This is a genomic window from Streptomyces sp. Ru71, assembly GCF_002920535.1.
GTDB lineage: Bacteria > Actinomycetota > Actinomycetes > Streptomycetales > Streptomycetaceae > Streptomyces.
Genome location: NZ_PQSS01000112.1, coordinates 1 through 20,189 on the forward strand (window position 1 = coordinate 1; position 20,189 = coordinate 20,189).

Annotated in this window: 23 protein-coding genes; 8 read left to right on the forward strand and 15 right to left on the reverse strand. The window is 74.0% G+C overall.

Annotated features, from left to right (window positions below):
- The coding region (locus C3489_RS35575) for a xanthine dehydrogenase family protein molybdopterin-binding subunit (protein ID WP_146075394.1) at positions 1-207 on the forward strand (207 nt) is incomplete at its 5' end.
- An 81-nt stretch (positions 208-288) separates the two neighbouring features.
- Here the strand turns inward: C3489_RS35575 and C3489_RS35580 are convergent.
- Complete coding sequence (locus C3489_RS35580) at positions 289-1,194, reverse strand: hypothetical protein (RefSeq protein ID WP_181139980.1); 906 nt, start codon at positions 1,192-1,194, stop codon at positions 289-291.
- A 909-nt stretch (positions 1,195-2,103) separates the two neighbouring features.
- On the opposite strand from C3489_RS35580, the gene C3489_RS38900 reads away from it, so the two are divergent.
- From C3489_RS38900 to tgmB, 3 genes are all read left to right on the forward strand, one after another.
- Positions 2,104-2,241 (forward strand): hypothetical protein, encoded by a 138-nt coding sequence (locus C3489_RS38900; RefSeq protein ID WP_181139981.1) that lies wholly within the window; start codon positions 2,104-2,106, stop codon positions 2,239-2,241.
- 209 nt (positions 2,242-2,450) lie between these two features.
- Positions 2,451-2,642 carry a putative ATP-grasp-modified RiPP gene (gene tgmA, locus C3489_RS35585; protein ID WP_103786275.1) on the forward strand — a complete coding sequence of 64 codons (192 nt, stop codon included), beginning with the start codon at positions 2,451-2,453 and terminating at the stop codon, positions 2,640-2,642.
- Positions 2,643-2,659: 17 nt separating this feature from the next.
- Complete coding sequence (tgmB, locus tag C3489_RS35590; protein ID WP_103786276.1) at positions 2,660-3,646, forward strand: ATP-grasp ribosomal peptide maturase; 987 nt, start codon at positions 2,660-2,662, stop codon at positions 3,644-3,646.
- 31 nt (positions 3,647-3,677) lie between these two features.
- On the opposite strand, the gene C3489_RS35595 is transcribed toward tgmB, so the two are convergent.
- A complete protein-coding gene (locus tag C3489_RS35595; RefSeq protein WP_103786277.1) occupies positions 3,678-3,893 on the reverse strand; it encodes a hypothetical protein in 216 nt (71 codons plus the stop codon).
- Positions 3,894-4,035: 142 nt separating this feature from the next.
- Positions 4,036-4,293 carry a DUF5133 domain-containing protein gene (locus C3489_RS35600; RefSeq protein ID WP_103786278.1) on the reverse strand — a complete coding sequence of 86 codons (258 nt, stop codon included), beginning with the start codon at positions 4,291-4,293 and terminating at the stop codon, positions 4,036-4,038.
- Between the two features lie 263 nt (positions 4,294-4,556).
- Between C3489_RS35600 and C3489_RS35605 the strand changes: the two genes are divergently transcribed.
- A complete protein-coding gene (locus C3489_RS35605; RefSeq protein WP_103786279.1) occupies positions 4,557-4,886 on the forward strand; it encodes a hypothetical protein in 330 nt (109 codons plus the stop codon).
- A gap of 10 nt (positions 4,887-4,896) precedes the next feature.
- Here C3489_RS35605 and C3489_RS35610 read toward each other — a convergent pair whose 3' ends face one another.
- Positions 4,897-5,424 (reverse strand): SRPBCC domain-containing protein, encoded by a 528-nt coding sequence (locus tag C3489_RS35610; protein ID WP_103786280.1) that lies wholly within the window; start codon positions 5,422-5,424, stop codon positions 4,897-4,899.
- Between the two features lie 15 nt (positions 5,425-5,439).
- Entirely contained in the window at positions 5,440-6,057 is a 618-nt protein-coding gene (locus C3489_RS35615) for a TetR/AcrR family transcriptional regulator (protein ID WP_103786281.1), read from the reverse strand.
- Positions 6,058-6,161: 104 nt separating this feature from the next.
- Between C3489_RS35615 and C3489_RS35620 the strand changes: the two genes are divergently transcribed.
- Positions 6,162-7,259, forward strand: coding sequence for a Gfo/Idh/MocA family protein (locus C3489_RS35620; protein ID WP_103786282.1), 1,098 nt, complete (start codon positions 6,162-6,164; stop codon positions 7,257-7,259).
- A gap of 43 nt (positions 7,260-7,302) precedes the next feature.
- Here C3489_RS35620 and C3489_RS35625 read toward each other — a convergent pair whose 3' ends face one another.
- Together C3489_RS35625 and C3489_RS35630 are read right to left on the reverse strand one after the other, a co-directional pair.
- Positions 7,303-9,069 (reverse strand): ABC transporter ATP-binding protein, encoded by a 1,767-nt coding sequence (locus C3489_RS35625; RefSeq protein ID WP_103786283.1) that lies wholly within the window; start codon positions 9,067-9,069, stop codon positions 7,303-7,305.
- Positions 9,070-9,153: 84 nt separating this feature from the next.
- Positions 9,154-9,735 (reverse strand): hypothetical protein, encoded by a 582-nt coding sequence (locus C3489_RS35630; protein WP_103786284.1) that lies wholly within the window; start codon positions 9,733-9,735, stop codon positions 9,154-9,156.
- Positions 9,736-10,028: 293 nt separating this feature from the next.
- Here C3489_RS35630 and C3489_RS35635 point away from each other — a divergent pair, with 293 nt between their 5' ends.
- Both C3489_RS35635 and C3489_RS35640 read left to right on the forward strand, forming a co-directional pair.
- Positions 10,029-10,259, forward strand: a complete 231-nt coding sequence (locus C3489_RS35635; protein WP_103786285.1) for a DUF397 domain-containing protein — start codon at positions 10,029-10,031, stop codon at positions 10,257-10,259.
- A 130-nt stretch (positions 10,260-10,389) separates the two neighbouring features.
- Complete coding sequence (locus C3489_RS35640; RefSeq protein ID WP_103786286.1) at positions 10,390-11,304, forward strand: helix-turn-helix transcriptional regulator; 915 nt, start codon at positions 10,390-10,392, stop codon at positions 11,302-11,304.
- 47 nt (positions 11,305-11,351) lie between these two features.
- Here the strand turns inward: C3489_RS35640 and C3489_RS35645 are convergent, their stop codons facing one another.
- From C3489_RS35645 to C3489_RS35680, 8 genes are all read right to left on the reverse strand, one after another.
- Positions 11,352-12,170, reverse strand: a complete 819-nt coding sequence (locus C3489_RS35645; protein ID WP_103786287.1) for an SAM-dependent methyltransferase — start codon at positions 12,168-12,170, stop codon at positions 11,352-11,354.
- Positions 12,171-12,303: 133 nt separating this feature from the next.
- Complete coding sequence (locus C3489_RS35650; protein ID WP_103786288.1) at positions 12,304-13,581, reverse strand: ABC transporter substrate-binding protein; 1,278 nt, start codon at positions 13,579-13,581, stop codon at positions 12,304-12,306.
- Positions 13,578-14,696, reverse strand: a complete 1,119-nt coding sequence (locus tag C3489_RS35655) for a branched-chain amino acid ABC transporter permease (RefSeq protein WP_103786289.1) — start codon at positions 14,694-14,696, stop codon at positions 13,578-13,580. The genes C3489_RS35650 and C3489_RS35655 overlap by 4 nt, the downstream gene beginning before the upstream one ends.
- Positions 14,689-15,585, reverse strand: coding sequence for a branched-chain amino acid ABC transporter permease (locus C3489_RS35660; protein ID WP_103786290.1), 897 nt, complete (start codon positions 15,583-15,585; stop codon positions 14,689-14,691). The genes C3489_RS35655 and C3489_RS35660 overlap by 8 nt, the downstream gene beginning before the upstream one ends.
- Positions 15,582-16,361 carry an ABC transporter ATP-binding protein gene (locus C3489_RS35665; protein WP_103786291.1) on the reverse strand — a complete coding sequence of 260 codons (780 nt, stop codon included), beginning with the start codon at positions 16,359-16,361 and terminating at the stop codon, positions 15,582-15,584. Before C3489_RS35665 ends, C3489_RS35660 begins: the two co-directional genes overlap by 4 nt.
- Complete coding sequence (locus C3489_RS35670) at positions 16,358-17,128, reverse strand: ABC transporter ATP-binding protein (protein ID WP_103786292.1); 771 nt, start codon at positions 17,126-17,128, stop codon at positions 16,358-16,360. The genes C3489_RS35665 and C3489_RS35670 overlap by 4 nt, the downstream gene beginning before the upstream one ends.
- 438 nt (positions 17,129-17,566) lie before the next feature.
- The gene (locus C3489_RS35675) at positions 17,567-18,826 is read right to left on the reverse strand and encodes a CdaR family transcriptional regulator (RefSeq protein WP_103786293.1); all 1,260 of its coding nucleotides are present in this window, start codon (positions 18,824-18,826) and stop codon (positions 17,567-17,569) included.
- Positions 18,827-18,898: 72 nt separating this feature from the next.
- Positions 18,899-20,189, reverse strand: a 1,291-nt coding sequence (locus C3489_RS35680) for a helix-turn-helix transcriptional regulator (RefSeq protein WP_219822006.1), incomplete at its 5' end; no start/stop codon positions are given.

Here is a 20,189-nt window from a genome sequence, read left to right on the forward strand (position 1 = left end):
GCCGACGTGCCGGACATCGAGGCGCACTGGATCGAGGAGGACGACAGCCGGCTCAACCCGATGGGCAGCAAGGGCATCGGCGAGATCGGCATCGTCGGCACGGCCGCGGCCATCGCCAACGCCGTCCACCACGCCACCGGCACCCGCTTCCGCGACCTTCCACTGACCCCGGACCGGGTGCTGGCGGGGCTGCCGGACGCCGGCTGAGACGGCGGCGACGGTCGCCGGGGGCCCACGTGCCCGTGGCGACCGTCGCCGTCGTCCGGCCTCGCGGCCGTGGCCGTCACCTCACTCGGAGGCGCGCTCCGCCACCGGCGCCGACGCCGACGCGGCCGGTACGGCCGGGCGCTCACCGGTCAGGCGGACGCACAGGGCGGCCAGCGCCACCAGAGCCGCTGCGACGGCCAGCGGGCCGGTGGCCCACGGCGGTGCGGCGGTGAGGTCCAGGGAGCGCGTCAGGCCCGCCGCCCCCAGCCGGTCGGCCAGCAGCTGGGCGGCGGCGAGCGCCGCCGGTACCGCCACGGCCGCGCCGAGCACCACCAGCGCCGGGCGCCGGCGGGTCAGCAGCAGGGCCAGCACCAGACACAGGGCGGACAGCCCGAAGGCGAGGCCGTACACCCGGGCCGGAGCACCGTCGCGGTGCAACGGGAACCAGGCGGCACCGCACAGCGCGAGCATCAGGGCAGCCAGGCGTCCGGTCCAGGACCCGAGCGCGGCGGGCTGCCGCTCCGCCGGGGCCCGCGGTGCCGGTTCGGCGGCCGGTGCCGCCCCGGCCGGCGGCTGCTGCTGCGCACCGGACTGCGCCGGCTGCGCCACGGTCGCCTGCTGCTCACGCTCACGGGCCAGCCGCCCGACGAGTTCGACGAGTTCCTCCACAGGGCGGCCGGTGGCCGCCGCACGCACGGCCTCGTCGCCGCAGTGCTGTTCCGCCGGTTCCCGGTAGAGCAGTTCCATCAGCCGCGTGACCTCCTCGATGGGGCGGTGCTCGGCCGCGGCGCGGATCATCTCGTCGGCGTCCTCCGGGCGGTGCGGGGGCCGGGAGAGCACCGCGACGAGCTTGCTGACGTCCTCCACGGGCCGTTGCACGCCGACCGCGCGCAGCACATCGGCCGCCGCGCCCGCGCACCCCTCGGACTCCTGGAGCAGGGTGATCAGCCGCGCGATGTCCTCCAACGACCGCTGCGAGGCGGCCACGTGGAGAAGGCCGCCGACCGGGTCACCGCCCGCGGGCGAGGCGGCAACGGAACCGGCCTCGGCGGGGGCGGCAGCCCCGGCGGCGCCGACCGCCCCCGACGCAACGGTGGCCTCGGCGGGAGCGTCCCCGCCAGGCGCGGCGGCGGTGACGGGTGCGGCGGCGGTGCCGGATGCGGGGTCCGTGCCGGATGCAGGGCCTGCGGGGCCCGTACCGGTTTCGACGGCCGCGGCGGGTGCGACGGCAGAACCGGGTGCGACGGCCGCAGCGGGTGCCGTATCCGTGCCGGGCGCGGCATCCGCGCGAGGCGCGGCGTCACCGCCGGTGGCGACGGCCCCCTCGGCCGGGACGTCAGCAGCCGGGTACCCGGCGGGACTTGGGCCCTCGCCCGGCCCCGGGGCAGCGGCGGCACCCGAGTCCCCCGCCGGGCCTGGCCCCCCGGCGACACCCGGATCCGGGACGGGACCCGGCGCGGCTGCGGGACCCGGCTCCGCGGCGGGCGCGGGGCCCGGGTCGGGGCCGGCGGGCAAGGCGGCGGGTATGGGGCCCGGCGCCGGGGTCTGGGCCTCGGCGGGGTCGGTCAGGGCGATTGAGGGACGGTCCGGACCTGGCCGTGAAGAGCGGGTGATCATTATGGGCTCTCTCTGAGGGGTGCGGTCGCGCCTGGCCCCCGAGCTGCGACACGCGGCTTTCCCTGCCCATTACTAGAGCCGGGGGCGGCGGACCGCCACTCGACCGGCGCACAGGTGTGAATACGCGGAACCCGAGGGGCTCAAGGGCCCACGGGAACAGAAGTTCATGAGACCTGTTTCACCCCGCAGGGCGGTACGCGGGCCCGGAAACGGGCATCCGTCAATCGAAAGCGGGGGGAAGAGCTGACGGGGCGCGGCGTTCCGCGCAAGGGAGGGCCCGTGGATACGACCACCACGCTCGTCGTCCTGCCGGCCGGCGTCGCGCTCCATCACCTTCCGCCGGACGACATCGCCGCACTCCTGCCCGCCCCGCGGCCCGCGCACCACCGCACGGACCGCGCCGCGCCGGCGAGCTGACCACCGCGAGCGCTCCGGGCCCGCACTTCCCCTTCACCACCGCGTCACGACGGGCGACGAGGCTCCCCTCCGCGCCGGCTAAGCAGAGTAAGGAAACCATTCACCCGTTCGAATCGTATAAGTGACTGGAGGTCACAGGAACACGCTGGGCCGGGGGGTACCGCATGGCGGCACCACTTGTTCGACGCAGTACCGATGAGGGAGAGACGATGCAACCGTTCGCGCTCAACTACGCACGCCCTGCTGCGGAGTTGGAATTCGCCGCTCCGTACACCTACGACTCCGGACTGCAGTTGAACGTGCTCCTCGACGGCCGGATCGCCGCCCGCGACCACGCGCTGCTGAGGGAGCTGGGGACCACGACGTCGACGGCGGGCTCCAAGACCCACTTCGACGACTGAACGCGAGACCGCCGACAATGACCGTACTCATCCTCACATGTGAAGAGGACGTGACGGCGGACATGGTGGTGGTCCACCTGAACGCCGCCGGGGTGCCGGTGGTCCGGCTCGACCCTGCCGACCTCACCGACGGCGTGGCGCTCTCCGGCGAGTACGTCCACGGCGCGTTCCGCGGCCATCTGTCGTCCGCGGGACGCCTGGTGACGCTGGACGGGCTGCGTTCGGTGTGGGTCCGCAGGCCCGGCGCCCCGGCCGCGCGGGCACCGCACGCGTCGGCGTGGCTGACCGAGGAGTCCGCGCAGGCGCTGTACGGCATGCTCCGCGGCACCGGGGCGCGCTGGATGAACCACCCGGACGCGTTTCGCCGCGCCCGGTACAAGCCCTGGCAGCTGCATCTGGCCCAGCGCCGCGGGCTGCCGGTGCCGGCCACGCTGATCACGACGTTCCCGCAGGCCGCCCGGGAGTTCGCCGAGCGCTACCCGGACCTGGTCGTCAAGCCCGTCTCCGGCGCCCACCCGCAGGATCCGCCACGGGCCGTGCCGACCAGCCGGGTGGCGCCGGACGCGGACTTCTCGGCCGTCGCCTATGGCCCGACCCTGCTCCAGCGCCGGATCGCCAAGCGCGCAGACATCCGGCTGACCGCCGTCGGGGAGCGGCTGCTGGCGGCCCGCAAGCCGGCCGATCCACAGGCGCATCCGGATCTGGTCGACGTCCGCTACGACCCCTCCGGCACACCGTGGCAGCCGGTGGAGGTGCCGCCGCGGGTGGCGCAGGCCGTGCACGGCTATCTGCGGGAGGCGCAACTGGCCTACGGAGCCTTCGACTTCGCCGAGGACGCGGACGGGACCTGGTGGTTCCTTGAGTGCAACCAGTCGGGCCAGTTCGGCTTCGTGGAGGTGGACACGGGCCAGCCGATCGCCCGGACCATCGCCGAGTGGCTGGGACGGACCGAACCGGACCGGCGGCCCCAGCACGTGGACTGCACCGGCCTGACCCTGCCCTGAACCCGGGGGCGGCCGCGGCCGGTGCGTGGCGTCACTGGGGCCGCGGTCCGGGCAGCATGGCCGTGCGCTGCCAGCCGGCACCGGGGTGTGCGGGGCGTGGGGACGGGTCGAGGTGGCCGGGAGAGCGCAGCGGGCGCAGGACGATCTCCAGCTCCCTGCTCAGGCGCTCGGCCTCCCGGCGTACCTCGGTGGGCACGTCTCCGCACTCGGCGATCAGTCGGTCGTAGATGGGGGAATCGTGGAACACCCGGCGCCTTTCCTCTCGTGGGCCCGTGTGGTGGGCACGATGGTCGAGTCTAGGCGCCCTCGTCCACGGCGGAGTGCGTTACCCCGCACTCCCTCACACCGGCGATCGGGCCGGTGCGAGGGGTGTCGAGAGGATGAGCGGGTCAGACCGCGAGTGACAGGCCGTTGTCCCCGTCCGTCTCACTGGTCTGCGACTGCGGCCGGTTCGCGGCCAGAAGCAGGGCGTCCGCCTTGGCGATCGCGTCGTACACGCTCGTGGTGCCCATCAGGACGCACAGGGTGTAGCTCACGTCCTCCAACTCCCGGGCCGTGGCCGGCCTCTCCCTCTCCGCCTGGGCGATCTTGAGTGATGCGTACTGCGTCAGCAGATGCCTGACGACCTTCGGGTCCGGAACCAGCACGGAGCTCCCCTCTCTCGATTTTTTGCTCCGTATGCCCCGCCCTGGCAGGATCATGCACGCTTTCCGCGTAGTTCCGCAGGATTTACGGCCATGACGGGCCGTGGCGGCCGAAAATGTCACGCGCGCGTCGCGGAACCGTCACGGCACGGGCACGCCCGCCGAATTCACCCGAACCGTGGGCAGCCGGCGGTGAACCGCTTCTCCGGGCGCCGACGTGCAGTTGGGCAGGGCGTCCGGTCCCTGTCTACGAACGGTGTCCGCCGATGAGTTGGCCCGCCCGCGCCCTGTGCGCGCTCTACGTCCTCACCAGTGCCGGTCTGGCCCTGACGGCCCTTCTGGAGTTCGGCCGCGGCCCGGCCTGGGCCGGCTGTCTGTTCAGCGCGTCGAGCCTGGTGCCGCTCATCGCCGTGGTCCGGGAGACCGAACGCCCGGGGCTCGACAGCGGCCCCGCCATGCCGGCCGGCGCCGACGGCACGGAGGCGCTGGTGCGCGCGGAGCTCGGGGCCGCGTGCTGCGAACGCTGGTGGACCAGCCTGGGTACGGCCCACGACACCTCGTGCCGCCACCGCACCCACCGCAGCAGCGCGGCCTGACCTCAAGGCCTCAGCCGCCGGCCGCCAGCGCGGCCACGAGACCGTTCAACCGCAGGCGGGTGGCGCCGCGCAGGTGGGGAAGGTCATGGTCCGGCTCCGCCGACGCCGCCAGGAAGGCCGCCTGCTCGGTCCATTCCAGACGCGTTCCGCCCGCCTCCGGGTCCAGTTGGACGGTCACCAGCGAGGCCCAGCGCACGACGTCGTCCACGCGGGCCGTGTAGGCGTAGACGATCCGCGAGCACGGTGTGATGGCGAGGTAGCGGGACTCGTAGCCGAGCCGTTCCGGCGGTGCGCCGGGCACGGGGAAGACGCTCGACGCCGTCTCACCGCCGTGCACCGCGAAGTCGTGCCGGTATTCCGTCGGACGGCCCGGCAGCTTGAACCAGCGGCGCCGCACCGGCGCGTCGGAGAACGCCTCGAACACGGCGCTCTGCGGGGCGGCCAGGTGCAGTGAGACGGTGAAGGTGTCGTGCCGCGCCCTGTCGAGCGCGCCGTCGGCGGGCTCGTCGGTGTCCGGGCCGGACGCAGTGGCTCCCATGGTGTGCCTGTCTCCTCACGTGTGGTCAGGTGCTGGGGACGGGTCCGGGCCGCGGGCTTCGAGGACGAGGCCGAGGGCCGTCGCCGCGACGCGTTCGAGTTCGGCACGCGGGGCGCCGGAGGCCGCCTGGACGGCGATGCCGTCGGTGATCGTGTGCAGCAGCCGGGCCAGGATCGCCGGGTCGGCGCCGGCCGGCAGGTCGTCCAACTGTCCCAGCCGTCTGCGCAGCGCCGTCTCGGCGGCCTTGCGTACGGCGGTCGCGTCCCGCCGGGCGCGTTCGGCGCCCGGACCGCAGGCGTGGACGCCCTTGACGGACAGGCATCCGCGAGGGGTCCCCCGGCCCGCGGTGAGTTCGACGCTGCCGAGGATCAGGCGCTCGGCGAGTTCGGCGAAGGTCGGGGCGGCGAGCGCGGCCTCGGCGAAGGAGCCCGGTCCGCCCGCGTAACGGGCGAGGACCTTGGCGAACAGGTCCTCCTTGTTGCCGAAGGCGGCGTACATACTGGGCTTGTTGATGCCCATGGCACCGGTCAGGTCCGCCAGCGACGCGCCTTCGTAGCCGTGGCGCCAGAACACCTCCAGCGCGGCGTCGAGCGCCGCATCGGCGTCGAACGCACGCGGTCGCCCACCGGGCATGCACCCCTCCCTCCGGTTTCTTACCTCTCGGTACATTACTCCTTGCGCCGCCGCCCGGCCACCCTTAGTTTCATACCTGTCGGTACACAACTTGGGGAGGACGCGTGACCGGAATCGGGGTCGTAGGGGCCGGGGGCTGGGCGTCGGTGGGCCATCTGCCCGCGCTGGCGGGGTTACCGGAGTTCACCGTGACGGGCGTCGCGACCACGCGTCGCGCGAGCGCCGAGCGCGTGGCCGCCGCGCACGGCGTGCCGCACGCGTTCGTCGGGGCGGCGGAACTGGCCGCCCACCCGGACGTCGACGTGGTCGTGGTCTCGGTCAAGGTGCCCGACCACGCGGAGGCCGTTCGGGCGGCGCTGGCGGCCGGCAAGCACGTGGTGTCCGAGTGGCCGCTGGGCGTGGACGCCGAGGAGGCCCGCTCGCTCGCCGACGCCGCACGCGAGGCCGGCGTGCGGCATGCGGTGGTCCTGCAGGGCGTGCACTCCCCGGACGTCCGGTTCGTGGCGGACCTGCTGGCGGACGGCCGGCTCGGGCGCCTGGAGTCGGCCGTCCTGGTCGCCGACGGCGACGCGTTCGGGGGCAGCACCATCCCGGCGGACCTGGCCTGGACCCTCGACCCCGCGGCCGGGGCGTCCATCGTCAGCATCATGGCCGGGCACTTCCTGGCGACCCTGGAGCGGATCACCGGCCCGCTGACCTCGGTGTCCGCACGGCTCCCCGTCCTCCACGACGAGGTGACCGTCGAGGGCACCGGGCAGCGGCTGCGCAACGGCACCCCCAGCCACGTACTGCTGCACGGCACGCTGGCCGGCGACGCGACCGTCTCGGTGGCCGTCCACGGCGGCGACCGGCCCGACGCGGTCGGCTTCTACCTCAAGCTCGCCTGCGAGCGGGGCACGGTGACGGCCAAACCGCGCGCCACCGGGATGTTCATGCACTGGACCGACTGGGACATCACCGTGGACGGCGAGCCCGTCGCCGTTCCGGCGGCGTACCGCACGGTCCCCGACGCGGTGCCGGCCGGCCCGGCGGTGCGGATCGCTGAGCTCTACCGCGACTTCGCCCGGGCGCTCGCCGAGGACCGGCCGGCCCGCCCCGACTTCGACGAGGCCGTCCGCGTCCACCGTCTGCTGGCCACCGTCGAACGCTCGGCGGCGAGCGGCGCCCGGGAGCTCTCCGTCGGCCACGACCCGGCCGGGTGAACCCCGTTCACCGGGTCGACGGCCGGGTGAACCAGGTCTCGGCTCAGGCCGCCTGGCCCGCGTGCAGGGCGGTGTAGGCCCCGCCGCGGTCCAGGAGCTCGTCGTGGGTGCCGCTCTCCAGGATGCGGCCGTCGCCCATCACCACGATCCGGTCGGCGCCGCGCACGGTGGACAGGCGGTGGGCGACCACGAAGGTGGTGCGGCCGTGCAGCAGGCGGGCGAGCGCCTGCTGCACCAGCGCCTCGGAGCGGGTGTCGAGCGCCGAGGTCGCCTCGTCGAGGATCAGCACCTTCGGGTCACGGATCAGCGCGCGGGCGATGGCGAGCCGCTGCCGCTGCCCGCCCGACAGCCGGGCGCCGTGCTCCCCGACCAGCGTGTCCAGGCCGTGCGGGAGCCGGTCGACGAACTCCAGCGCGTTGGCGTCGCGCAGCGCGGCCCGCACCGTCTCCTCGTCGGCCTCGTCCTCCATGCCGTAGGCGACGTTCTCCCGGATCGTGCCGTCGAACAGGATCGACTCCTGCGGTACGACCGACACGAACCGCCGGTAGGTGCGCAGGTCGAGGGTGGACATGTCGGTGCCGTCCAGCAGCAGCCGCCCGGAGGTGGGCCGGATGAAGCCGATCACCAGGTTGAGCACGGTCGACTTGCCCGCCCCGGACGCGCCGACCAGCGCGATCGTCTCGCCGGGTGCGACGCCGAGGGTGAAGTCGCGCACCGCGGCCCGGCCGCCGTCGTAGGCGTAGCCGACGCCCTCGAAGCGCACGGCGCCGCGCAGCGAGGTCAGTTCGGCCTTGCCCTCGTTGTCCTCCAGTTCGGGTGCCTGGAGCACCTCGCCGACCGAGCGGACCGACTCCAGTCCCTTGGTGATGACGGGGGCGAGTCCGGCGAGGGTGGTGGTGGAGTTGGTGAGCGTCGTCAGGAACGCGCTGAGCATGACGACGTCGCCCGGGCTCACGCCCCACACGTCGTAGTACGAGACGAGGGCGGCGCCGGCGAGGACGAGCACGCCGACGACGTTGAGCACCACCCAGGACAGCGAGCCGAAGCGGCCGTTGACCAGGTCGAGGCGCATCCCGGAGCTGAGCAGCCGGCGCAGCGTGCCGTCCATGCGGCGCAGCGCCTTGCCCTCCAGGCCGTGGGCGCGGGTGACCGGGATGAGCCGGGTCATCTCGGTGACGCGGGAGGAGAGGGTCTCCACCTCGTGCCGGAAGTTCTCGTTGTGGGTGCGCAGCCGGGAGCGCAGGCGGGCGACGAGCACGGCGGCGGCCGGGACGACGACGAGGAAGACGGGCAGGAACTCGGGGGTGCGCACGGCGATGATGACGAGTCCGCCGGTCAGCACGGTGAGCGCGCCGAGGCCCAGCTCGGCGGTCTGCTGGACCATCTGTTCGACGGTCTCGACGTCGCGCACGACCTTGGCCTGCAGGACGCCCGCGCTGACCCGGGAGTGGTAGCCGATGGAGAGCTGCTGCATGCGGGTGCACAGCGCCGAGCGCAGGGTGGTGCCCATGCGCCGCACGCTGCCGTGGAGCAGGCGGACGTAGAGCAGGTGGAGCGGGTAGTTGACGACCAGGATGAACATGATGATCCCGGTGCTGGTCCAGATCCGGTCCACCGGTCCGTGCCGGACGACGGTGTCGATGATGGACGCGGTGATCAGTGGCAGCAGCCAGATCGGGCTGTGTTTGACGGTGAAGACGACGGCCGCCGCGGCGAGGCGCCGGCGGTCGGCGCGGAAGAGGTAGGCGAGCGTGCGGAGCGGGTGTTCGTCCCGGTAGCGGTGGTCGAGCGGTCTTTCCAGCGACGCCATCGGCGGTGGCCTTCCCAGGTGCGGAGACGGGAGCAAGCGCTTTCTCCTACGCTGGGGACCACGACTACACCAGTCGCGCCTCGCTCACACCCGCTGTCCGCTGCCTGAGACGTGCGACCCCCACTCGCCGAGCGCGCGGGCCAGTTCGGTGGTCGCCCGGCTGATCTCCGCGTCGCTGTCGGCCATCAGATGACGCAGGGCGCCGCGCCGCTCGCGCACGGCCTGGCGGGCGGCCCGCTCCCAGGTCACATGGTTCTCGCGGTGGTTGAGGAGCTTGGGGTAGGCGGCGGCCGTGTTCTCCCACTGGCGGGCGTCGGCGATGCTCTTGAGCAGCTGGATGATCCCGGCCCGGCAGGAGACATGGGGAAGTTGGGCCAGCTCCCACAGGAACGGGACGGTGACGGCGGTGGCCTGCTCCACCACGAAGCCGTACTGGCAGATGCGTTTCCGCACATCCTCCAGCGCGGCACGGGCCGTGGCCGGGTCGCCCCAGGCGATCTTGTTCAGCAGCAGCGGGATCGCCGCCGCCGAGCCGGTGGAGTCCTTGATCTCCGCCCACGGCACCTGCCCGAGGCCGGCGAGCGGCTCCGGCCGGCCTGCCGCCGGGGCGGGGGCGTCGCGATCCGTGCGCGGTGTGCTCTGCTGTCCGGTCGGAGCGGTGCGCATGACGTGGGGCCTTTCCACGGCGGTCGGGTCAGCTCGCGGGGCCTTGCGGCCCGGGGGCCGGACGGTCGCCGGCCGTTGCCTCGCGCGCCCGCACGCCCCGGCACCGCTCGATGGCCGCAGCGCTGTCAGTGCAGGTGAGAGCACGCTTTGTCGCTGAAATGACGTCAGGAACGGGTGGGCTTCCCGGGCTTGACGCCACGGCTATTATCCACGCAGACGGCGCTCGCGTGCAATTGCACGAGAAATTGCGCGTCGTCGCGCCGACGGGATTCGGTCACGGCAAGGAGACTGTGATGCCACCAGTACGCAACGGAGTGCAGGCGAGTTCGCTCGACGCCCGCTGGATCAAGAGCCGGCACAGCAACGCGGAGGGGAACTGCGTGGAGGTGGCTCCGCTGGCCGAGGGCGGCGTGGCGATGCGCAACTCCCGTGACCCGGACGGGCCGGCGCTGGTCTACACGGCCGCGGAGGTGGCGGCGTTCCTGGCGGGCGCCAAGGACGGCGAGTTCGACCACCTGGTGTGAGACGGGCGCGGGGTCCGGCCGGGAACCCGCGTCGCGGCCCAACTCCCCCGGCTGGGGCGGATGATGGGTCGCTTCGGGAGCGAGTGCGATATTCTGGCCGCCAGGTCTGCCGGTCCACGGGGAGTGAAGGATGTCCGCTCAGTCGCATCGCCTCGCCCGGCTCGAATCGTATCTTGACCGGTCGGAGCCCGCGCCGACTTTGCTGAAGATGCTGGTCGGTGTGCAGCTGGCCGGTTTCCGCGAGGACGCCGGGTTCTCCCAGGACCAGGCGGCCAAGGCACTCGGCTTCAGCGGCGCCAAGCTGTCGCGCATCGAGTCCGGCAAGGGCCGCCGCCCACCGGCGGAGAGCGATGTGCGCGCCCTGCTGGACCTGTACGGCACCGACGCGTACGAGTCGTCGGTGCTGCTGAGGCTGTTGCAGCGGGCCGGTGAGCCCGGCTGGTGGCAGCGCTACGACAAGCGCCTGATGCCGGAGTGGTTCGAGCGGCTGGTCGGGCTGCAGGAGGCGGCGGCCACCATCCGCACCTTCGAGATCCAGTACGTCCCCGGTCTGCTGCAGACCCCGGCCTACACGCAGGCCGTCGTCCAGCGCGGCCTGCCGAACGCGCCGGCCGCCGAGGTGCGGCGCCGGGTGGAGCTGCGCACACGCCGGGCGGAACTGCTGCTGCGGGACGACGCGCCGCAGCTGTGGGCCGTCCTCGACGAATCGGTCCTGCTGCGGGTGCTGGGCGGCAAGGACGTCATGCGCGAGCAGCTCGCGCACCTCATCGCCATGGCGGAACGCCCGCACGTGACCGTCCAGGTCGTGCCGCTGGACGTGACGAACGCGTCGGCGCCCGCGATCCCCATCACCTACCTGCGCTTCGACGGTCTGGATCTGCCGGACGTGGTCTATCTGGAGCACATCCGCAGCGCCAACTTCCTGGAGGACCGCGACGAGACCGAGGAGTACCGGTTCGCGCTGGACCGCCTCGCGGACGAGGCGCTCAAGCCGCGGGAGACGGTCGAGCTGCTGCGCGCGACCATGGAGAGCCGGTACTCGTAGCCGGACGGCCGGCCGTCGTGCGCGGCCGGTTTCCGGGGCGGGGCCCGTCAGACGACGCGGCCCACTCCCCCGAACTCGATCCACTCGTGGGTGAGCTGGCGCGGGGCGACGTCACTGTCCGGGCGCCAGGTGGAGACCTCCACCAGGCCGGGCTCCAGTATCTCCAGGCCCTCGAACAGCTCGGCGACGTCCTTCTCCTCACGCACCCGGCCCCAGTGCCCCTGGGTGGCCTGGTCCATGAAGTCGGTGACGAACGCCCGGACCTCGGGGTCCTCGCTGACCAGCTGGCACATCACCAGGTAGCTGCCGGGTACGAGCCGCCGGGCGACCCGGCGGGCCACGGCGAGCGGCCCGTCGGTGTCGCTGTCCGGGATGCAGTGGAAGACGGAGTTGAACAGCACGGCCACCGGCTGCGAGAAGTCGATCAGGCGCCGGGTGTCGGGGTGGTCGAAGATCGCGTCCGTCTCGCGCAGGTCGGCGTGGATCACGGTGGTGCGCTCGTCCTGCTGCAGCAGCGCACGGCCGTGCACCAGCACCATCGGGTCGTTGTCGACGTAGACGACGTGCGCGCTCTCGTCGAGGCGCTGGGCGACCTGGTGGACGTTGTCCTGGGTGGGCAGACCCGAGCCGTGGTCCAGGAACTGCCGGATGCCGTACTCCCCGGCGAGGGTGCGCACGACCCGCTGCAGGAAGCGGCGGTTGTTGAGGGCGAGCCGGCGGGTGCTGGGGACGACCTTGTCGAGCTGCTCGCAGGCCGCGCGGTCGGCGGCGTAGTTGTCGCGCCCGCCCAGGTAGTAGTCGTACATCCGCGCGGCCGTCGGCACACTGGCGTCGATCCGTGTGGACAGCTGCCCGTCACCCTGCATCGCGTCCCCAACTCCCCGGTCCTGCCGCCGACATCGGCAGCACAGAGAGTACAGGCTCAGGGCCCGGCGTTGGCCCGTTCGGGTACATGCGTACCGACCGTCGGGGGGTTCGCCGGGCCCCGTGCGGTGTCCGTCAGGTGTGGCGGCCGCTGAGGTACTCCTCCACACCGGGTGCCCGGTGCGCCTTCTCCTCCTCCACCAGGGCGCCCACCGCCTTGGCGTCGGGCTTGAGCACATAGGTGGCGAGGCTCGCGGGCCGGTCGACGTCGGAGAAGTCCAGCGGGGTGCCGAGGCCGGTGTCGGCGTGTCGCTGCGCGCGGTGCGCCTTGACGACGTCCTCACGGGCGAGGCTGCCCGCCGCGCAGGCCTTCTTCAGGTCGGCTCCGAGCAGTTCGGCGGCGTTGTAGCCGGACAGCACGCCGGAGTCCACGGGCGAGCCCGGGTACTTCTTCTGATACGCCGCCACCATCCGCCGCACACCGGGGAGCGAGGAGCTGACGGCGGGTGCGGCACTCACCACGTGCAGCATCGCGGCCAGGGCGGGCGCGGCGGGGGTCTTCATCAGCTGGGGCGCGAAGCCGGGGGCGCTGGAGACGACGGGAACGCGCAGGCCGCGGGAGGCGGCGACGCCCACCAGGGAGGCGGTCTGGGCGGGGCCGGCGCTGATCAGCACGGCTTTCACACCCTCCTTGCGCAGCGCGGAGACCTGAGCCGTCAGGTCCGTGTCCGTCGCCTTGATCTTCTGCCCCACGATCTTCATCCCGGCCTTCTTCGCCGCCCAGGTGGAGCCTTCGAGCGCGTTGGCCCCGTAGTCGCCCTCGAAGTAGACGTGGCCGATGGTGTCGCCCGCCTTCAGGCCCTGGGTGCGGGTGAGGAAGTCGACGGCGGCGATCATGTCGAGGTCGTAGGTGGTGCCGAGGACCTGCACCGGGTCCTTGCCGAGCAGGGAGGCGGCCCAGGCCTGCGGGAAGGTGAGCAGGTGGTCGCGCTGGACGTCGTCGAGCAGGGCGGCGACCACGGGTGAGCCGATGACCTGGGGCAGGGCGACCACGTCCGGGGCGAGGTCGGCGTAGGCGGTGACCGCCTTCTGCACGTCGTAACCGTGGTCCTTGACGGTGATCTGAACCGTGCGGCCGCAGATGCCGCCGGCGGCGTTGGTCTCGTCGGCCCACATCTGCTGGGCCTGGACGATGCTCTTGCCGAGGGTGGCGTAGGGGCCGGTCAGGTCGGTCAGGGCGCCGAGCCGGATGGTCTTCGCGCCGACTCCGGGACCGGTGCGGACGCCGTCGGCCGCGGTGCCGCCGTCCTTGCCGTCCGCCTTGGAACTGCATCCGGTGGCGGCTACCAGCAGGGCCAGGGCCCCGGCGAGGACCGCCGTGGTGGCGCGGTGCCTGGGGTGCGTGAGGTTCACGGGGTGTGCTCCTTGGTGCGGGCGGGCGGGGCGGCGGCCGGGGCCGCGGGGGTGGGGCTGCCGGGCTTCGGGCGCCGCAGGCGCGTGCGCAGGCGGCGGGACAGCCCGTGCAGGCCGTCGGGGGCGTACAGCAGGACGGCGACGATGGCGGCGCCGTAGAGGTAGCGGGCCGCCTCGGTGGGGCCGACGGTGCCGTCGGCGGAGCCGGGGGCGGCCACCAGGGGCAACTGGTCGGCGTAGCGGGTCATCAGCAGGGGCAGCGCGGTGACGAAGACCGCGCCGGCGGTGGCACCGGCGACCGAGCCGAGGCCGCCGAGGACGATCATGGCGAGGTAGTCGACCGAGAGGGCCAGGGAGAAGTAGTCGGGGACGACCCGGCGGAAGGCCAGGGCCAGCAGGACACCGGCCAGTCCGGCGTACATCGACGACACGACGAAGGCCGCCGCACGGTGGCGGGCCACGTCGACGCCCATGACCGCGGCCGCCGTCTCGCTGTCGCGCAGCGCGGCCCACGCCCGGCCGGGGCGGGAGCGCAGCAGGCCGCGGGCGGTGAACCAGGTCAGCGCGAACAGGGCCAGGCCCAGGTACCACAGGCGCTCCTCGGCTCCGAACGGCACGCCGAGCACGGTGAGTTCGGGCGTGTCGGCGGTGAAGCCGAACCCGCCGATCCGCAGCGGGGGCACCGAGCGGCCGTTGAATCCGCCGGTGACGGAGTCCGCGGTCAGCAGCAGATGGTGGCCGAGGAAGACCAGCGCGAGCGTGGCGACACCGAGGTAGATGCCGCGCACCCGGCCGGCGACCGGGCTGAACAGAAGGCCCGCGCCTCCGGCGAGCAGCACCGCGAGGACGGCGGCCAGCGGGGTCGGCAGGCCGGGCCCCGGCTCACCGGCCAGCCAGGTGTAGCCGTAGGCGCCGACGGCGAGGAAGAAGGCGTGGCCGAGGGAGAGCTGCCCGGCGACTCCGCTGAGCAGGGTCAGTCCGACGGCGCCGATGGCGGCGGCCAGCGAGAACAGGCCGACGCGCAGCCAGAAGGCGTCCAGGTAGAAGGGCGGCACGCACAGCAGCACGGCGATCGCCAGGGTTCGGGCGGTTTTCAGCGAGCGACGGTCAGACACGGGCCGCCTCCTTGGCGCCGAACAGCCCGCTGGGCCGGATCAGCAGCACCAGGACCATCACCGCGTACGGGGCGACGTCGCCGAAGCCCTCGCCGAGGACGTGCAGGTCGGACTGGTGGCCGGCGACGAGCGCCTCGGTCAGCCCGATGAGCAGGCTGCCGGCGAGGGCGCCGGGCGGTGAGGCCATGCCGCCGAGGATGGCGGCCGGGAACGCCTTCAGCGCGATCTGGCCGGTGGTGCGCTCCAGACCGGGGGCGGGGAACGCGGCGAGGAACACCGCGGCGAGCGCGGCCAGGGCGCCGGCCAGGCACCAGGCGAGCATACGGACGCGGGCCAGCCGCACGCCCATCAGCGCGGCCGCCTCCAGGTCCTGTGAGGCGGCCCGCAGGGACAGCCCCCAGGGGGTGTACCGGAAGAGGGCGAAGACACCCGCGATGGCCAGGGCGGACACCGTGATGGCGGCCAGCCGGCTGTCGGCGACCGTGACCGGCCCGAGGGTCGTCACGCCGTCGCCCCAGGGGTCGCCCAGCGACAGCAGGTCACCGCCGATGCGCCGGGACAGCTCGGTGAGCAGGACGATGTCGACGCCGATGGTGACGATCGTCTGGACGTGCGCGGCGTGCGGATTCGCGTCGCCGCGTTGCAGCAGGAGGCGGTCGAGCGCGCCGGCGAGCACTGCGGTCGCGAGGACGGCCACCGCGAGGGCGCCGGCGAAGCCGAGGTCGTCGTGCAGGACGGCGGTGAGGTAGCCGCCGAGCAGGAGCAGCGAGCCGTGGGCGAAGTTGAGGACGCCGGACGCCTTGAAGATGACGACGAAACCGAGGGCGACCAGGGCGTAGACCGCGCCGAGGGCGAGGCCGTTGAGGAGGTCGTCGAGCAGGCCGGTCATGCGGCGTCCTCCTTCGGTGTGCCGAGGTAGGCGCGCAGCACCTCGGGGTCGCGGCGGACCTCGGCGGGGGTGCCGTGGGCGATACGGCGGCCGAAGTCGAGGACGGTGACCTCGTCGGCCAGGCGCATGACCAGGCCCATGTCGTGCTCCACGAGCACGACGGACAGGGCGAGTTCGGCGCGGACGCGGGTGATCAGCTCGGCGGTGCGGGCGCGTTCGGCGGCGTTCATGCCGGCCACGGGCTCGTCGAGGAGCAGGACGCGCGGCTCCAGGCACAGGGCGCGGGCCAGCTCGACGCGTTTGCGGTCGCCGTACGACAGCAGGGCCACCGGGCTGTCGAAGTGCGCTCCGAGGCCGGTGAGTTCGGCGATCTCACGGGCCCGGGCCAGGTGGGCGCGCTGTTCAAGGGTGGCCCGTGGCAGGCGCAGCGCGCTGGCGGTGAGACCGGCGCGGGAGTGGAGGTGGCGGCCGAGCATCAGGTTGTCGGCGACCGTTCCCTCGGTGGTGACGATGTTCTGGAAGGTGCGGGCCATGCCGAGCGCGGCGATGCGGTGCGGGGCGAGCCGGGTCAGCTCGGTGTCCCCGAGGTGGACGGTGCCGGTGGTCGGGCGGGTGAGGCCGGACAGGACGTTGAAGCAGGTGGACTTGCCGGCGCCGTTGGGTCCGATGACGGCGTGCACGGTGCCGGGTGCGACCGTGAAGGAGACGCCGTCGAGGGCGGTGAGGCCGGCGAAGCGGACGGTCACGTCCGTGACCCGGAGTTCGGGCGCGGTCATGCGGCGCCCTCCTCGCCCAGGTACAGCCGGCGGACCGCGTCGGTGCGGGCGAGTTCGGCGGCCGGGCCGGACAGCCGTACCTCGCCGGTCTCCAGGATGTGGGCGTGGTCGGCGAGGGACAGGGCCATCCCGGCGTTCTGTTCGACCAGGAGGACGGCGGTGCCCTGGGCGTGGATCTCGCGGACCACTTCGGCGATCCGGTCGACCATCAGCGGGGCGAGGCCGAGGGAGGGCTCGTCCAGCAGGAGCAGGCGCGGGGCCGCCATGAGGGCGCGGCCGATGGCGAGCATCTGCTGCTCTCCCCCGGACAGCAGGCCCGCCGCCTGCCGGGCCCGTTCGGCGAGCCGGGGGAACAGTGCGAACACGCGGTCGCGGGCCTCGGCGACCTGGGCGGGACGGCGACGGGTGAGGCCGAGGCCGCCGGTGCGCAGGTTCTCGTCGACGGTGAGCCCGGTGAAGACACGGCGGCCCTCGGGGACCTGGACCACTCCGGCGCGTACGGCGGCGACGGGGTCGCGGCCGTCCAGGGCGGTGTCGCCGTAGCGGGCGCCGCCGGCGGTGATCGCCCCGCGGTGCAGGCGCAGGGTGCCCGACAGGGCGCGCAGCAGGGTACTCTTGCCGGCGCCGTTGGCGCCGAGCAGCGCGACGACACCGCCGTGCGGCACGGTCAGGGACACGTCGTGCAGGGCGCGGACGGCCCGCCCGTAGGTCACGTCGAGGTGCTCGACGCTCAGTGCGGGCGGGTCGTGCCGGGGTGGTGCGGGCATCGCGGCTCCTCGGAGCCGTACCGGGCGGTGGTACGGGTGTCGGGGGAAGGGGAGCTCACGACAGCACGGGGCCGGGGGTGGGTACAGGTGTGCGGGGGCCGGTCGCTGCGGTCTCCCAACGGTGGTCCGCCGGGCTTGTGCGGGTGCCCAGGGGGTGGGGGCGGGGGCGTCTGGGGATCGGGCGCGGGTGTGTGGGGGGCCGGGGATCGGGGGCGGGTGCCTGGCGGCCGGGTGGCCCGGTGCGGGTGGGCCCGTCGCCGGGTGCGTGCGACCGCGGCCGAGTGCGGGTGGGCTCGTCTCCGGGTGCGTGCGACCGCGGCCGAGTGCGGGTGGGCCCGTCGCCGGGTGCGGGTGGGCTCGTCGCCGGGTGCGTGCGACCGCGGCCGGGTGCCTGCGCCCGTCAGGAGACGGGGCGGCCCTGCGAGAGGCGGCGGGCGGTCAGGAGGCGGAGCCGGTGTGCGAGAGGCGGCGGGCGGTCAGGGCGAGGGCGGTCTCGATCAGGTCGGCGGGGCGGGACAGCGAGCGCCCGGTGAGCTGCTCGTAGCGGCGCAGCCGGTTCAGGACGGTGTTGCGGTGGCAGTACAGGCGTCTGCTCGCCCGCTGGGCCGAGCCGTCGCAGGCGAGCCACGTCGCCAGGGTGTCCAGCAGCACCTCGGTGTCCGCGGGTTCCAGTGCGGCCAGCGGCCCGAAGGCGCGTTCGACGAGCGCGGCGGCCAGGTCCGGACAGGACAGGGCCAGGGCCTCCGGGAGACGGTCACCGAGGCGGACCGCGCCGCCGGCGGCGGGGCACAGACGCAGCGCGGTGTCCGCGAGGCGGCGCCCTTCACCGACGGCGGCCAGGCCGTCGACGGTGGTGCCGATGCCGACGCGCACACCGGGCGGCACGTCGTCCGGGGCGGGGACCTCGCCGTCCTCGACGAGGAGGATGCCGTGCGTCGTCTCCGGGCCGGTGTGCCAGTACACCCGCGCGGGCGGCAGTGCGCGGGCGAGGTCGGCGGGGCCGGCCGGGCCCGCGACGGCGATCACGGCGTACCGCCCCTGTTCCGGCAGGCCGAGGGCCTGGGCGGCCTCGGGCAGGTCGGCGATGCGGCCGGTGCCGTCGAGCAAGGCGGCGGCCAGCAGCCGTACCCGGTTCTCCCGCCGCCAGGCGAGCTGCCGCTCGGTGTGCCGGTAGGCGTCCGCGACGATGGTGCAGTGCTCGTCGACGAAGTCCCACACGTCGGACGCCACGTGCACGAGCAGCCGTACGTCCTCGGGGGCGGAGCGGGAGGTGACGTCGACGAGTTCCTGCCACACCAGGGAGCCGCCCAGCCGGAAGGCGTGCAGCAGCGCGTCCAGCGGCAGTCCCTGCTCGGCGCGGGTGACGCCGATGCGCCAGGAGCAGTGCCGGGCCGACTCACGGGTGCCGCGCGGATCGAGCAGGGAAGAGACGCTGTGGCGCAGCGAACGGTGCACCTCGTGCCAGGTGGCGGCGGCCTCGTCGTCCCGGGCCGCGCGGTAGGCGGGTTCGCGTTCGCGCAGGGCGGCGAGCAGCCGGTCGGTGAGCCCTGGCAGGTCGTCGAGCAGGACGCGGGCGGCACGGTGCAGCACGCGCAGCGCGTCGGCGTCGATCAGCGACCGGCTGCGTCGTGGGCGCGGCCGGGGCGTGGGCTGGTGCCCGGGGCGGAGCACGGCTGGTGGCCGTACGGCAGGATGCATCGCTTCCTCCCCCAGGGTCGGCTTCCGCGTGACACGTCCTTGCCGAAGAATGGCATACCGTCCAGTCGGTCCCTAGAGGTGTGCAGCGGTCTTTTCCGCCTGCTGCACCAGGCGGGCCAGCTCGACCCGGGAGCGGACACCGAGGGTGGCGAAGACGTTGCGCAGGTGGTAGTCGACGGTACGGGTGCTGACCGAGAGGCTCAGGGCCACCTCGCGGTTGGTGGCGCCCCGCGCCACGCAGCGGGCGATGCGCAGCTGCTGCGGGGTGAGCCGGGCCAGCGCCCGCCGCTCCTCCCCGGCCGGGGCCGGCGCGGCCGCTCCCGCCGCTCCGTTCGCCCGCAGCTCGGCCGCCGCCTGCTGCGCCCACGGCCGGGCCCCGCCGCGCTCGAAGCCGAGGAGGGCCGCTTGCAGATGGGTGCGCGCCTCGCGCAGCCGGCGGCGTCTGCGCAGCCACTTGCCGTACAGCAGCGCGGTGCGCGCCTGCTCGAAATCACCGGTGGCCTCCTCGTGCCGCCGCAGCGCCTGCCCGTACAGCAGGTCGGCGCACTCGGGCGGGGCCAGCAGAGCGCGGCAGCGCAGCAGCTGGGCGGGGGCCTGGCGGTCGGCGTCGCAGGCCGCCCAGCGCGCGAAGTCCTCGACCGCGCCGGCGGCGCGCTCCGGCTGTCCCGCGAGCGCGCAGGCCTCCACGAAACAGGGCACCGCGAGCATCCACACGGCGAAGTGACCGCGCCGAGGGCCGGGACGCACCAGCGGGCCGAGCCGTTCGGCGGCCTCGCGAGGCCTGCCCCGGCCCAGGTCGGCGCGGGCGGCGGCCCACTGGGCGAGCATGGCGGCCTGTGCGAGCCCGTGCCGGCGGGCGGTGGCCAGCGCGGCAGCCGCGTGCTCCGCGACGGTGTGTGCCTCGCCCTCGATCGACGCCGCGAGGGCCAGGACGGCGTGGTGGTGGGCGGCCGTGTTGCGCTGTCCGGTGCGGTAGGCGGTGCGCAGGCCCTCCTCGGCGTGGGTACGGGCCAGCGCGTGCCGGCCCGCCCGTAACTCCCCGTAGGCCAGGTACTCCAGCGCCCGGGCCTCCTGCGCGGCCGAGCCACGGGTGCGGGCCACCGCCAGCGCCCGCGCGCCGGCCCGGCGGGCGGCTGTGGTGTCCCCGATCAGCAGCGCGGCCGAGGCCGACCGCAGCAAACGCTCCGGTTCGTCCGTCGCCCAGGCGTGCTCCACGACGCGGCGCAACGGCGCGGCGGCCTGGTCGAAGCGCCCTTGCAGGACGGCACGCAGCCCGGAGCGGTGGTCACGCACCAGATCGGGGGGAAGAGCCGGTTGTTGAGCGGAGGGGGAGGCCGGCCGGAGCGCAGCGGGTGCGCCGACG

Coding starts and splice junctions, on each gene's coding strand:
- C3489_RS35630 (WP_103786284.1), bottom strand. CDS start 9,735: ATGCGCACCGCTCCGACCGGACAGCAGAGCACACCGCGCACGGATCGC.
- C3489_RS35605 (WP_103786279.1), top strand. CDS start 4,557: ATGAGTTGGCCCGCCCGCGCCCTGTGCGCGCTCTACGTCCTCACCAGT.
- C3489_RS35670 (WP_103786292.1), bottom strand. CDS start 17,128: ATGCCCGCACCACCCCGGCACGACCCGCCCGCACTGAGCGTCGAGCAC.
- tgmA (WP_103786275.1), top strand. CDS start 2,451: ATGCAACCGTTCGCGCTCAACTACGCACGCCCTGCTGCGGAGTTGGAA.
- C3489_RS35645 (WP_103786287.1), bottom strand. CDS start 12,170: ATGCAGGGTGACGGGCAGCTGTCCACACGGATCGACGCCAGTGTGCCG.
- C3489_RS35660 (WP_103786290.1), bottom strand. CDS start 15,585: ATGACCGGCCTGCTCGACGACCTCCTCAACGGCCTCGCCCTCGGCGCG.
- tgmB (WP_103786276.1), top strand. CDS start 2,660: ATGACCGTACTCATCCTCACATGTGAAGAGGACGTGACGGCGGACATG.
- C3489_RS35640 (WP_103786286.1), top strand. CDS start 10,390: ATGTCCGCTCAGTCGCATCGCCTCGCCCGGCTCGAATCGTATCTTGAC.
- C3489_RS35610 (WP_103786280.1), bottom strand. CDS start 5,424: ATGGGAGCCACTGCGTCCGGCCCGGACACCGACGAGCCCGCCGACGGC.
- C3489_RS35625 (WP_103786283.1), bottom strand. CDS start 9,069: ATGGCGTCGCTGGAAAGACCGCTCGACCACCGCTACCGGGACGAACAC.
- C3489_RS35675 (WP_103786293.1), bottom strand. CDS start 18,826: ATGCATCCTGCCGTACGGCCACCAGCCGTGCTCCGCCCCGGGCACCAG.
- C3489_RS35635 (WP_103786285.1), top strand. CDS start 10,029: ATGCCACCAGTACGCAACGGAGTGCAGGCGAGTTCGCTCGACGCCCGC.
- C3489_RS35665 (WP_103786291.1), bottom strand. CDS start 16,361: ATGACCGCGCCCGAACTCCGGGTCACGGACGTGACCGTCCGCTTCGCC.
- C3489_RS35615 (WP_103786281.1), bottom strand. CDS start 6,057: ATGCCCGGTGGGCGACCGCGTGCGTTCGACGCCGATGCGGCGCTCGAC.